Here is a 12,809-nt window from a genome sequence, read left to right on the forward strand (position 1 = left end):
TATTTGTGACTTTTTAAAAACAAACCACGTCGAATTAAATTTAAAATTAACCTTCCTTTAATAAGGGCAGTTTATTATTTATCACTATTTTTTTTGGGCACGGGATCGTACCCGCCATCATTCATAGGATGACATCTAGAAATTCTTTTCATGCTTAGCCAGATACCGTTAACCATTCCATGTTCATTTATTGCTTCAATAGCATAATGTGAACAACTAGGATGGAATCTACAATGAGGACCAAGCATTGGAGAAATTAAAAGCTGATAACTTTTAATTAGCCCTATTGGTATTACGCGCAACGCTGTGCTAATTTTTTCCATAACTTATTCAGTAAAGAAAACAGCTCTTGATTAGATAGTTTATCTAATCCACTCTTACCTACCACCACTATATCAATACTTGGTAACGATTGTCTCTGCAGTCTGAAGCTTTCTCTAATAATCCGCTTAAGTCTATTTCTGTCATGCGCTAGCTTGACGCGTTTTTTGGATATAGTAATGCCTAAACGAGGTACTGCACTTTCATTTTTGCGAGCGAGTAAAGTAAGTTGGGGTGAAACAGAGGGAATAGCGTTGTTGAACACATATTCAAAGTGGGTGGGAGTAAGTAGTCTTAGCTCCCGAGAAAAATGATTTTCACCCACCTTGGATAATTAAATTAAGCAGATAAACGAGCACGGCCTTTAGCACGGCGATTAGCTATAACCTTGCGGCCATTTTTAGTCGCCATACGGGCACGAAAACCGTGTGAACGCTTACGCTTTAAGTTGCTTGGTTGAAAAGTTCTTTTCATGGCCTAGTCCTGATACATAAGGTTGATGTAAATTCGAACACACACAGTGTAGTGCTCAAAAATGACGCTGAATAATAGAGATCACTTATACCTTTGTCAATCAAACATTGAGTATTTAATGAGTTAATGAGGGCTTAACATTTTGAAGCTTTTGAAAAAACGTCATAAATGACTGAAAAAGCGATAATTATCCACAGACTAATACTAATTATTTAAGTAATTTTATATATGTTGCCGTTTTTTAATTTACAGCGGGTTTAAATTTGTTTTATTGATTCGTTAATTTTGGTCTGAAAAAAGCATAAAAAAGATATACTAAACAGAGTGTTATACCACAGTGTTTTTATATTCTATTAAATTTTGAATTCTTTGTTGCGCTTGGTGTATGAATAGCGGGATAATTCACAGCTTATTAGTCGCCGATGCAATTAGCGCTTAAAAAACAAACGACAAGATTTTTTTCTTTTTTATCACGATATTCGTATCTCTTTTAAATAGTCCACGTATTTATTGGGCTGGGGTCTTTTTTTAGATGTCACTATGGAATCAATGCCTAGAAAGGCTGCAGCAAGATTTACCTATTCAACAATTCAGTATGTGGATAAGACCACTTCAAGCAGAGCAAAAAGATTCTCATTTGACGCTGTTTGCACCAAACCGTTTTGTGCTTGATTGGGTTAGAGATAAATATTTTACTCAAATTAATTCTTTGTTTACTGAATTTTGTGGGGGTGATGCTCCACAGCTGCGTTTTGAGGTTAAGCGTAGTGACAGTGCTTTCACCCGAGGTACTAGTTCGGCATTTGTACGTAATGATGATATGGGCAATAAACCAAATAACGCTTATAACAATGTTCAAAGTAAAGAAATACAGCCAGCAGCAGTACAAGCCAATGTACATAAAAGTAATGTTAATCTAACTTATAAATTTGAAAATTTTGTAGAAGGTAAGTCTAACCAGTTAGCTAGAGCTGCGGCACAACAAGTAGCTGATAATCCCGGTGGTGCTTACAACCCATTATTTATTTATGGCGGCACAGGTTTAGGTAAAACACATTTATTACATGCTGTAGGTAATGGCATCATCGATAAAAAGAAAGATGCGACGGTTGTATACATGCATTCAGAGCGTTTTGTCCAAGATATGGTTAAAGCATTGCAGAACAATGCGATAGAAGAATTTAAACGTTATTACCGTTCTGTTGATGCATTACTAATTGATGACATTCAATTTTTTGCGAATAAAGAGCGTTCTCAAGAAGAGTTTTTCCATACTTTTAATGCCTTACTTGAAGGTAATCAGCAAATTATTTTAACCTCTGACCGATATCCTAAAGAAATAGTAGGTGTTGAAGACCGATTAAAGTCTCGGTTCGGTTGGGGATTAACCATCGCTATTGAGCCTCCAGAATTAGAAACTCGAGTGGCAATACTTAAAAGAAAAGCGGTCGAAAATAAAATATTTTTACCAGATGAAGTTGCCTTCTTTATTGCTAAACGTTTACGTTCAAATGTAAGAGAATTAGAAGGTGCTTTAAATCGTGTAATAGCAAATGCGAACTTTACAGGTAGACCAATTACTATTGATTTTGTAAGAGAAGCCTTACGAGATTTGTTAGCCTTACAAGAAAAATTAGTCACAATAGATAATATTCAGAAAACAGTTGCTGAGTATTACAAAATTAAAATGGCTGATATATTGTCTAAGCGACGTAATAGAAGTGTGGCTCGGCCTAGACAGATGGCGATGGCGTTATCAAAAGAATTAACCAATCATAGTTTGCCTGAAATAGGTGATGCTTTTGGCGGAAGAGACCACACGACAGTCTTACATGCGTGTCGTAAAATAGTTCAGCTACGCGAAGAAAGTCATGATATAAAAGAAGACTATCAAAATCTAATTCGTACATTATCTTCATAAAAATTCACGAGTAATAAGATGAAATTTAGCATCAGCAGGGAAAACTTCTTACAGCCTCTACAACTGGTATCCGGTGCAGTAGAGCGTCGCCATACGTTACCTATATTATCAAATATACTAATTAAAGTTAGTGATAGTTCACTTTGGCTAACGGGTACGGATTTAGAGGTAGAGTTAATTTCAAATGTCACGTTAACAGGTGATTTTTCAGAGGGTGAAATAACTGTACCAGCTAAAAAGCTAGTCGATATATGCAAGGGTTTGTCTGACAATTGCGAGATTGAATTTATTGTAGAGGGCAACAAAGCACTAATTCGCTCTGGGCGAAGTAAATACAGCTTATCTACCCTTTCTGCTGCTGACTATCCGAATTTAGAAGATTGGCAAGGTGAGCTTGAGTTTGAGATCTCTCAAAGTTCTTTAAAACGCTTAATTGACAGTACTCATTTTTGTATGGCTCAACAGGATGTCCGTTATTATTTAAACGGTATGTCCTTGGAAACTGAAGGTACAGTTATTCGTACTGTGGCAACTGATGGTCATCGCCTCGCATTATGCCGTTTAGAATACACGAGCTCACCACTTCAAAATAGACAAGTAATCATTCCTCGCAAAGGTGTATTAGAAATTTCGCGACTTATCGAAGACAGTGATAAACGCGTTAAGGTTCAAGTTGGTTCAAATCACATTCGCATTTTCTCTACTGATTTTATATTCACCAGTAAGTTGGTTGACGGTCGTTTTCCTGATTACAGAAGGGTACTGCCTAAAGACGGTGATAAAAATATCGAAGCGAGCAAGGACGTTTTAAAACATGCTTTTTCCAGAGCTGCTATTTTGTCTAATGAAAAGTTTAAGGGTGTACGATTAAATCTGTCTAGTAGTGAACTTAAGATTACTGCCAATAACCCAGAGCAAGAAGAGGCTGAAGAAATTGTTGATGTTGATTACGACGGGGATAAGTTGGAAATAGGTTTCAATGTAGCTTATCTTATTGACGTAATGAATGGTTTAACTAATTGTAATCAGGTAAAAATTACCTTAGCAGATTCTAATAGCAGTGCTTTGATCGAAGATGCAAATGATGACTCTGCATTGTATGTCATTATGCCGATGAGGCTGTAATCTAAAAGTGATGGTAAGTAAAAGTTTATGAAGCTGGACTTAGTCCAGGTAAACAGCTTTCGTAATATAAACGAACTTTCTATTGTCCCTGCAGAAAATTTAAATGTATTTTTCGGTGCGAATGGTAGTGGTAAGTCTTCTGTTTTAGAAGCGATTCATTATCTTGGTTTTGCCCGTTCTTTTAGAACCAATACACATAAAAATGTTATTCAACAGGGCAGTGAGGGATTCACTGTCTTCGGTATAGTGAGTGCAAAGGAGAGCATTTATAAGCTCGGTCTGAGTAGAAAATTAGACAATTCTTGTACTGTTAGTATTGATGGTGCAAAAACAAAATCAGCTGTTGAATTAGTTAGTTTATTGCCTGTACAAATATTCACTCCACAAAGCTCAGAGCTAATTATCGGTTCTCCTAAACTGAGAAGAAAATATCTTGATTGGGTATTGTTTCACGTGGAACCTGGTTTTGCTAAAGAGTTTGCCATTTATCGCAGATGTCTTTTACAACTCAATGCCATATTAAAAGATAAGCGATACTCAGAGAACCTTAATACTGAACAGGATTATTGGATTGAACAGTTATGCCTTGTAGGTGAAAGACTAAGTTCTTTGCGCACAGAGTTGATGTCAGGTGAATTTCTTTCTTTTATTCAGTATAATTTACGAGAATTTTTGCCCGAATTTATCTTTGATTTTTCTTACTATAAAGGCTGGGAGAAAGACTTAAGTCTAAAAGAATCAATTTACAAAAATAGAGAAAGAGACAAAAGAACTGGTTTCGTCAGTTCTGGTTTTCATAAAGCCGACATAAGAATAAAAATAAATAGTGTAGCCGCAAACGAAGTGTTATCTCGCGGTCAATTGAGAATGTTAGTAGCGGCCATGCAGATAGCCCAGGCTCAGTATCTGTTCTCAAAAAACGAGAAGTCAGTTGTTTTTTTGCTAGATGATGTGGGTGCCGAATTAGACACAGATAAACAACAACTATTTATTAATAGCTTAATTAATACTGGTTCTCAATTGTTTGTTACTGCAATAGATAAAAATCAATTGGGCTATTTAGCTCAATACAGAGATAAAAAATTGTTTCACGTGGAACATGGCCAAGTGATAGAGGAGATTTAATCAAATGGCGCAAGAAAATGTTTATGATTCATCAAGTATAAAAGTTTTAAAAGGACTTGATGCAGTTAGAAAAAGACCAGGTATGTATATCGGCGATACAGATGATGGAACTGGTCTGCATCATATGGTATTCGAGGTTGTAGATAACTCAATTGATGAAGCGCTTGCCGGACATTGTAAAAACATAAATGTCAAAATCCATACCGATGGCTCCGTTTCAGTTAGAGATGATGGTAGGGGCATACCCACAGAAATGCATGAAGAAGAAGGTGTTTCTGCTGCGGAAGTTATCATGACAGTGTTACATGCTGGCGGTAAGTTTGATGATAACTCTTATAAAGTTTCTGGGGGTCTACACGGTGTAGGAGTTTCAGTTGTAAACGCTCTTTCAAAGAAATTGATGTTACAAATTCGTCGCGCGGGCAAATTGCATGAACAAGAATATCAACATGGTATCCCGCAAAAACCATTAACTATAATTGGTGACTCACAAAGCAACGGAACGAGTGTTAGGTTTTGGCCGAGTGAAAATACCTTTACTAACGTTCTATTTCATTACGATATATTGGCAAAAAGATTAAGAGAGCTATCTTTCTTAAATTCAGGCATTTGTATTATTTTAGAAGATGAACGCGATGGTAAAAAAGACAAGTTTGAATATGAAGGCGGTATACGAGCCTTTGTTGAATACTTAAATCAGAACAAAACACCCATTCATCAAAAAGTATTTCATTTTAACTCTGAAAGAGATGATGGCATAACCGTTGAAGTTGCCATGCAATGGAATGATAGCTTCCAAGAAAATGTATTTTGTTTTACCAATAACATTCCTCAACGTGATGGTGGTAGCCATTTAGCAGGATTTAGAGGTGCGTTAACGAGAACTCTAAATACCTACATGGAAAAAGAAGCTATTGCGAAAAAAGCAAAAACAACGACAACTGGCGATGATGCTAGAGAAGGTTTAACTGCAGTAGTTTCGGTTAAAGTCCCTGATCCTAAATTTTCTTCGCAGACCAAAGATAAATTAGTATCTTCTGAAGTCAGGCCTGCTGTAGAAACAGTTATGGGTGAAAAACTTCAAGAATTTCTTTTAGAAAATCCTACTGAAAGTAAAATTATAGTGGGTAAAATAATTGACGCAGCACGGGCTAGGGAAGCCGCGCGTAAAGCAAGAGAGATGACTCGCAGAAAAGGTGCCTTAGACTTAGCTGGTCTACCCGGAAAGCTCGCTGACTGCCAAGAAAAAGATCCTGCTTTGTCTGAATTATATATCGTGGAAGGTGACTCAGCCGGTGGATCGGCTAAACAAGGGCGCAACCGTAAGAACCAAGCTATATTGCCATTAAAAGGTAAAATTCTTAACGTTGAAAAAGCTCGTTTTGATAAAATGTTGTCTTCTCAAGAAGTAGCAACATTAATTACTGCATTAGGTTGTGGTATAGGTCGAGACGAATATAACCCCGATAAACTACGTTATCACAAAATTATCATAATGACGGATGCCGATGTTGATGGTTCGCATATTAGAACCTTGTTACTGACTTTCTTTTATCGTCAAATGCCTGAGCTAATTGAGCGCGGATATATCTATATCGCACAACCTCCTTTATATAAGGCTAAAAAAGGTAAACAAGAGCAGTATTTGAAAGATGATGAATCACTAACTAAGTATTTGACTTCAATTGCACTCGACGATGCTTCTATTCATGTTAATGATCACGCGCCATCTATTACTGGTGTCGCTTTAGAAAAATTAGTCGCTCAATATCAAACAGCAGTCATCATGATTACACGGATGAGCCGATTAATTCCTAAAGTAATTCTCAATAAATTAGTTTACAGCGGTGTATTAGATATTGAAGACCTATCGAATCAAAGTAAATTAACGACTTTTGCTGAAGAATTTGTAAGTAGCTTAACCTCAGATGAAATAGATGGTGCTACGTATTCTTTTGAAATTAGGCATAACAGTGAAAGAAATAATTATTACCTCACCATCATCATTCGTTTACATGGTATTGATACAGAGTACGTGCTTGACCAGGAATTTGTAGACTCTACAGAATACAAACGTATTAAGGAGTTAAACATATCGATAAATGGGCTCATTGAAGAGGGCGGTTATGTTAAGCGCGGTGAAAAAACCAAATCAATAAGTTCATTTGTTGATGCGATAGACTGGTTAATGGCTGAGTCTAAGCGTGGCCAATATATTCAACGCTATAAAGGACTGGGAGAGATGAATCCAAGTCAGTTGTGGGAAACCACAATGGATCCTATGAATCGTCGTATGTTACAAGTTACTGTTGAAGATGCCATAGGCGCCGACCTCTTGTTTACCACTTTAATGGGAGATCATGTTGAACCTAGAAGAGCATTTATTGAAGAAAATGCTCTAAAGGTAGCTAACTTAGACGTATAGTTTTAGTTCTCTATTTAAATTGGTTAAAGAAGGCGCTATAAAATATAGCGCCTTTTTTTATATATGCCCCATCTTAAAACACGTTGACAGAAAGAGGATTTCTTTATGGAAACATCAAGCATTAGAAGCGCTTGACGCTCACAACGAACTTACTTTTTAGGCTTTAAATTGAGAGTCGTAGAGCTCTTATCATTAAGCAAGCTTAAAAACACTTTGGAATAGAAGGATGAAGTATTGTTTTAATCTGCCTTAGGAAACATGGAAAATTGGTCTGCTCGAAGCCATTTCAGCATCCACTTATGACTAAATCAACAGAAACTCCCGCCCGAAAAATTAAGCGTGTAGAGCGTGAACTCCAACATGAAAAATTAAAAAACCAAGTGCTTGATATCATGGACAAAGAATAATATGGAGCGGGCTTAAGAAAAAATTCTTATCTGATACGTTTGGCAAACCAAGCAAAAAATGACATAAGCTTGGCTTCAGCGTGCCGGCTATCCGACTTTTCTCGACAATCTGTTTATCAAACGACATCAAGAATGGATGTTAAGTGAGTAATATTAAGCCCTATTAAAGAGTGAGTCATGAATTGACGTCAATACATGCCTCAAGTGGGTACACAAAACTGTATTAATTCATCAGCCCAAATTAATGGAGCACGACATCAAGCTAGGTAGAGATGGACTGTTCACTTATTTAGGTTAGGAAAGCCTGTTGGTGGAGCCTATGAAGAATTATCTTAAAACCACGTCAGTTAACATTGGATGAAAAATACCCTAACTTACTCAAAAATAAACGGCCTATCAAACCTGACGAAGTCTTCGTCAGCGATATAACTCATGTGCAATCAAATGAAGGTGACAGATGTGTTTAAGGCGCGGCATATGGCAATCGAAAATAGACTCTATGACCATGGTGCAATTGACCATTCTGACCGAGGATTGCAATACTTTTCAGCATTATATCAATCAGTCCTTGAGGCAAATAATACTAAGCCGTCAATAACAGATGGATATGATTGCAGTCAAAATGAACTAGTCGAAAGAATAAACGGGATACTTAAACAGGAGTTCTTACTCTATCAATGCAATACTTTTAGTGAGTTACAAATATTGGTTAGAGAATCGATAAGTAACTAAAATGAGAAGAGGCCGAACTTGAGTTTAGAGATGAAAACACCTAGCGAAGTGCATATAATAAAAAGCCAGCGAAAAACGCTGGCTTAAAACCGTCAACTTATTACAGGGCGAGCCAATAAAAGATTAATTTAGCTCATAGCTACACAAGCCTGACATTCTACTTTAATTATCCTTCAGTGAAATTTGTACAATAGGTGAACCATACCCGCTAAAATCAATACTGAATTGATATAATCCCGTTTCTGTAGGGGTGAATCTAAAGTTTTCATCTTTAGATTCGCAATTAGCTTTAACGCTTTGTCCAAGCTTAACTATCTGATCTGAATTCGCTTTTAAATACCCACAATTCAGATTTGGTGACCAATTACTATCAGCAAACCTAAAGTCATAAGGTTGACCGTCAGCAATTAATCTAATCGATGTTGCGTACTTGTTGTTACTGATTTCAACCAATTTATATTTTTCATCAGCTTCCCACCAAGTGAAGACACCCCGCAAATATAAACTGCTGTAATCGGGTGTATCACTAAATGTCGGAATAACATTGGAAGCACAACCTGACAACATCAAGCCGACTACCGCAAGCTTTAGATAACGATGAATAATCCTCATGACTAACACTCCTGTATATTTTCTAACTGAGTAATGAAATATCACCGCATGTTAAAAATAAGCTCCTGAGCTTTAATAAAATACTCAGTCTATTCATACGTACTGCCGGGTCATCAACCATAACCATTACACTATCGAAAAAGCTATCAATAGGCCCTCTAAGCGTCGCTAAGACATTTAATGCATTGGTATAGTCAGATGCATCTGTAAAACCTTCGACTTCTGTCTGAGCGGTATTGAGCGCCTCAACTAAGCGAACTTCAGCATCTTCAGTCAACAAATCAATATTTATTGTATTGGCTGCGGAAATAGGGTTTTTAGCTAAAATATTAGCAACCCTCTTATTCGCTGCTGCTAACGCTTCTGCAGCGTCATTTGTCTTAAATTGATTAATTGCTTCAATTCTAGCTGCAAATTCTGCTGGATAAGTAGGACGAATTTCTAAAACCGCCTGAATAACATCAACACCGATACCTTGTTCTAAATACAATGCCTTAAATCGAGCTAGAATAAAATCAACAACGTTTGTTTTCAAATCTTGCGTTTTAACCTTATCGCCAAATGCTGCAATAGAATTCTCTACTAGGTCATTCAGATCTAGGGCTAACTTGCTTTCGATAATTATCCTCAAAACACCTATCGCGGCGCGGCGAAGAGCAAACGGATCTTTGTCGCCTTTGGGTATCTGGCCAATACCAAAAATACCCACTAAGGTGTCGATTTTATCGGCCAACGCTACCGCTATGCTGATTGGTGTTAAGGGAAGTGAATCACCAGAAAAACGAGGTTTATATTGTTCATTTAGGGCATTAGCTACTTCAACTGATTCCCCATCTAGTTTCGCGTAGTACATACCCATGATGCCTTGTACATCAGGGAACTCCATCACCATATTAGTCATTAAATCTGTTTTACTGAGTAAACCAGCGCGACTTGCAGATACTTCATCTTGATGTAAGGTTTTAGCTATTAAGCCGGATAAGGTCGATATACGTTTCGACTTATCGAGTAAGGTGCCGAGTTGCTTTTGAAACAAGATAGTATCTAAGCTCGCCAATCTAGATTCTAACGTGTGTTTTTTATCAGACGCATAAAAAAACTGCGCATCAGCAAGGCGAGGGCGAATTACTTTTTCATTACCACTAACAATTAAGTCAGGATACTTGGTTTCAATATTACTAATAAATATAAAACGAGCAAGCAATAATCCATTATCGTCAATTAACGGAAAATATTTTTGATCACCTTTCATGGTATATATCAGAGCTTCTTTAGGCACTTCCAAGAATGATTCATCAAAACTTGCTGTCATTGCTACAGGCCACTCAACTAAGGCTGTTACTTCATCAAGCAAGTCTTCGTTCATATCTGCAGTTGCGTTTTCTGACGCGGCGAGCGCGTTAACTTCCTTACGAATATACTCTTTTCGTTCTACATAATCTGCTAGTACGAAATGACGTTTTAGTTGCGTTAAGTACTCATCAGCGTGTGCCAACGAAAAGCGCTTATCACCTAAAAAGCGGTGGCCTAAGACCATACGAGAAGAGTCAATGCCAAACACATTACCTGCTACGAGTTCAGAACCAAATAACATCGTAATAGTATGAATTGGCCTAATAAATTGAATGCTATTACTGCCCCAACGCATTGGTTTAGGGATGGGTAGACTAATGAGTGCTGCTTCTACAATGCCTGGTAATAACTGAGTAATCGATTGGCCTTTCTCAGAACCTTGATAAAATAACCATTCACCTTTGTCTGTCTTTAAACGACCCACGTCTTCAATATTTACATTATTAGATCTTGCCCATCCTAATGCCGCAGGCGTTGCGTTACCTTCACTGTCAAACGCTGCTGTTACCGCTGGTCCCCGTTTTTCAATCAATCTGTCTTTTTGCATTGAAGCTAGCTGCTTAACATTCACAGCTAATCGGCGAGGAGTTGCAAACCAAATGACGTCGGAATAATCAATGTCAGCTTCTTTGAGTGAACTTTCAATCCCTTGTGCAAAATTACTTGCTAATTTAATCAACGACTTAGGAGGTAACTCTTCGGTACCTATTTCGATCAGTAGATTTTCAAAATTCATTACTAATTGTCCTTTTTGCACAATGGGAAACCTAAAGATTCTCGTGCCTTAAAATAGGATTCTGCACAAGCTTTAGAAAGGGCTCTGACCCTTAATATATACCGTTGACGTTCTGTTACTGAAATGGCATGTCTAGCGTCAAGTAGATTAAAGACGTGAGACGCTTTCATAACCTGTTCATAGGCAGGTAAGGGAAGATTTTCTGCAATCAGCTGTTGACTGGCTTTTTCATATTGATCGAAATTTGCAAACATTGCTTCTACATCAGCGTGTTCAAAATTGTAGGTTGATTGCTCTATTTCATTTTGTAAAAAGATATCACCATAGGTCACTGTGCCCATCGGTCCGTTTGTCCAGATAAGATCGTAAATACTATCGACCCCTTGGATATACATAGCTAAGCGTTCTAAACCGTAAGTTATTTCACCTGTGACAGGAGAGCACTCGATTCCACCAACTTGTTGAAAATAGGTAAATTGGGTGATTTCCATACCATTTAACCAAACTTCCCAGCCCAAGCCCCACGCACCTAAAGTAGGGGACTCCCAGTTGTCTTCAACAAAGCGGATATCATTTACCAAAGGATCAAATCCCAATTCTTCAAGAGATTTTAAATACAGGTCTTGAATATTATCCGGAGAGGGTTTGAGCATAACTTGAAATTGGTAGTAATGTTGAAGGCGGTTAGGGTTCTCACCATAGCGGCCATCAGTAGGTCGGCGACATGGTTGCACATAAGCACTGCTCATCGGTTCCGGGCCAATAGAGCGCAAAAATGTCATAGGATGAAACGTACCCGCTCCAACCTCCATATCTAATGGTTGAATAATGACACAACCTTGCCTTGCCCAATAATCCTGAAGGGCTAAAATTAGGCCCTGAAACGTTTTACAGTCAAATTTCTGCATCTTCCTCTGCCAATCTCTATCTAAACTAAAAAATGGCGATAAGTATACCTTCTGTATATTCTCGAATGTAGGTCATTAGCTTAATTAACTGACAAATTATAGGAAATTTACTTAAAAACTAAGATTCTAATGACTGCAAAGTCAGACAATATAAAGAAAAAGAACAACTAGAAAGTGCTGTCGAAGTTCTGAACGATGAGCAAAAGAGCCAGGTGTTCATTTACTCATATAGAAAATTGTTTTAGTTGAGCGACATCTTTTAAGATAGTTGTTTCTAACCTCGCTTCACACTCTTCCCTGAACGTGTCCTGCACTTTGCGTTCGTCTGTTGATAGTTGCTTTCTTTCCTCATGAGAAGGCAAGTCTTTCACTTGTTCAAACAAGGCATAAACGCCGGTGTAAATGTCTGCGTAATTCGGTTTATTTAAAACGGGTAGGGCTTCAAGTAAGTGATATAACCTGATACTACCTTCTGATAAATTACATTGTTGTTGAGCCATAGCGGCGGCAATTGTATTTATGCTTTCAATTATATTGGTAAGCCGTTCTTTTCTTCTTGCCTCTTTTAATTTGTTCTGCGCACGCAGCTTATAAAGCAAACGGCCTGCATAAAATGCCATAGCCGTTACAATAACAAGCATTAAAATTAATATTAAAAAGGTCATCACTG

11 protein-coding genes and 1 pseudogene are annotated in these 12,809 nt (G+C 37.6%); 5 read left to right on the forward strand and 7 right to left on the reverse strand.

Features of this window, described 5'->3' with window-relative positions; all coding sequences use genetic code 11:
- Nucleotides 1-74 precede the first annotated feature (74 nt).
- Genes yidD through rpmH form a run of 3 tightly spaced genes read right to left on the reverse strand, consistent with a single transcriptional unit; the run spans nt 75 to nt 795 of the window.
- Nucleotides 75-323, reverse strand: coding sequence for a membrane protein insertion efficiency factor YidD (gene yidD, locus ACEN2L_RS07915; RefSeq protein ID WP_441743048.1), 249 nt, complete (start codon nt 321-323; stop codon nt 75-77).
- Nucleotides 293-646 (reverse strand): ribonuclease P protein component, encoded by a 354-nt coding sequence (rnpA, locus tag ACEN2L_RS07920; RefSeq protein ID WP_306022357.1) that lies wholly within the window; start codon nt 644-646, stop codon nt 293-295. Before rnpA ends, yidD begins: the two co-directional genes overlap by 31 nt.
- 14 nt (nt 647-660) lie before the next feature.
- A complete protein-coding gene (gene rpmH / locus ACEN2L_RS07925) occupies nt 661-795 on the reverse strand; it encodes a 50S ribosomal protein L34 (protein ID WP_007615483.1) in 135 nt (44 codons plus the stop codon).
- A gap of 532 nt (nt 796-1,327) precedes the next feature.
- Here rpmH and dnaA point away from each other — a divergent pair.
- The 5 genes and pseudogenes from dnaA to ACEN2L_RS07950 all read left to right on the forward strand — a co-directional run.
- Entirely contained in the window at nt 1,328-2,716 is a 1,389-nt protein-coding gene (gene dnaA / locus ACEN2L_RS07930) for a chromosomal replication initiator protein DnaA (RefSeq protein ID WP_441743051.1), read from the forward strand.
- Between the two features lie 18 nt (nt 2,717-2,734).
- The gene (dnaN, locus tag ACEN2L_RS07935) at nt 2,735-3,841 is read left to right on the forward strand and encodes a DNA polymerase III subunit beta (RefSeq protein WP_306022359.1); all 1,107 of its coding nucleotides are present in this window, start codon (nt 2,735-2,737) and stop codon (nt 3,839-3,841) included.
- Between the two features lie 27 nt (nt 3,842-3,868).
- Nucleotides 3,869-4,966 carry a DNA replication/repair protein RecF gene (recF, locus tag ACEN2L_RS07940; RefSeq protein WP_441743053.1) on the forward strand — a complete coding sequence of 366 codons (1,098 nt, stop codon included), beginning with the start codon at nt 3,869-3,871 and terminating at the stop codon, nt 4,964-4,966.
- Nucleotides 4,967-4,970: 4 nt separating this feature from the next.
- Complete coding sequence (gyrB, locus tag ACEN2L_RS07945; protein ID WP_306022361.1) at nt 4,971-7,391, forward strand: DNA topoisomerase (ATP-hydrolyzing) subunit B; 2,421 nt, start codon at nt 4,971-4,973, stop codon at nt 7,389-7,391.
- A gap of 135 nt (nt 7,392-7,526) precedes the next feature.
- Nucleotides 7,527-8,617 (forward strand): annotated as a pseudogene (locus ACEN2L_RS07950) (integrase core domain-containing protein); the annotation flags it as partial.
- A gap of 75 nt (nt 8,618-8,692) precedes the next feature.
- Here the strand turns inward: ACEN2L_RS07950 and ACEN2L_RS07955 are convergent.
- The 4 genes from ACEN2L_RS07955 to ACEN2L_RS07970 all read right to left on the reverse strand — a co-directional run bounded on the left by ACEN2L_RS07955 (nt 8,693) and on the right by ACEN2L_RS07970 (nt 12,804).
- Nucleotides 8,693-9,142: a hypothetical protein gene (locus tag ACEN2L_RS07955; RefSeq protein ID WP_441743055.1), complete on the reverse strand. Its 450-nt coding sequence runs from the start codon at nt 9,140-9,142 to the stop codon at nt 8,693-8,695.
- A gap of 22 nt (nt 9,143-9,164) precedes the next feature.
- Nucleotides 9,165-11,231, reverse strand: a complete 2,067-nt coding sequence (gene glyS / locus ACEN2L_RS07960) for a glycine--tRNA ligase subunit beta (protein ID WP_441743057.1) — start codon at nt 11,229-11,231, stop codon at nt 9,165-9,167.
- A gap of 2 nt (nt 11,232-11,233) precedes the next feature.
- Nucleotides 11,234-12,139, reverse strand: a complete 906-nt coding sequence (gene glyQ, locus ACEN2L_RS07965; RefSeq protein WP_306023861.1) for a glycine--tRNA ligase subunit alpha — start codon at nt 12,137-12,139, stop codon at nt 11,234-11,236.
- Nucleotides 12,140-12,363: 224 nt separating this feature from the next.
- Nucleotides 12,364-12,804: a DUF2489 domain-containing protein gene (locus ACEN2L_RS07970; protein ID WP_441743060.1), complete on the reverse strand. Its 441-nt coding sequence runs from the start codon at nt 12,802-12,804 to the stop codon at nt 12,364-12,366.
- Nucleotides 12,805-12,809: the final 5 nt, after the last annotated feature.

The sequence above is a fragment of the Flavobacterium sp. W21_SRS_FM6 genome (genome assembly GCF_052119645.1).
GTDB lineage: Bacteria > Pseudomonadota > Gammaproteobacteria > Enterobacterales > Alteromonadaceae > Paraglaciecola.

What these genes read in the sequence shown, in the direction of transcription:
- ACEN2L_RS07970 (WP_441743060.1), bottom strand. Translation starts at nt 12,804, where the DNA reads ATGACCTTTTTAATATTAATTTTAATGCTTGTTATTGTAACGGCTATG.
- dnaA (WP_441743051.1), top strand. Translation starts at nt 1,328, where the DNA reads ATGTCACTATGGAATCAATGCCTAGAAAGGCTGCAGCAAGATTTACCT.
- glyS (WP_441743057.1), bottom strand. Translation starts at nt 11,231, where the DNA reads ATGAATTTTGAAAATCTACTGATCGAAATAGGTACCGAAGAGTTACCT.
- glyQ (WP_306023861.1), bottom strand. Translation starts at nt 12,139, where the DNA reads ATGCAGAAATTTGACTGTAAAACGTTTCAGGGCCTAATTTTAGCCCTT.
- ACEN2L_RS07955 (WP_441743055.1), bottom strand. Translation starts at nt 9,142, where the DNA reads ATGAGGATTATTCATCGTTATCTAAAGCTTGCGGTAGTCGGCTTGATG.
- dnaN (WP_306022359.1), top strand. Translation starts at nt 2,735, where the DNA reads ATGAAATTTAGCATCAGCAGGGAAAACTTCTTACAGCCTCTACAACTG.
- yidD (WP_441743048.1), bottom strand. Translation starts at nt 323, where the DNA reads ATGGAAAAAATTAGCACAGCGTTGCGCGTAATACCAATAGGGCTAATT.
- recF (WP_441743053.1), top strand. Translation starts at nt 3,869, where the DNA reads ATGAAGCTGGACTTAGTCCAGGTAAACAGCTTTCGTAATATAAACGAA.
- rpmH (WP_007615483.1), bottom strand. Translation starts at nt 795, where the DNA reads ATGAAAAGAACTTTTCAACCAAGCAACTTAAAGCGTAAGCGTTCACAC.
- gyrB (WP_306022361.1), top strand. Translation starts at nt 4,971, where the DNA reads ATGGCGCAAGAAAATGTTTATGATTCATCAAGTATAAAAGTTTTAAAA.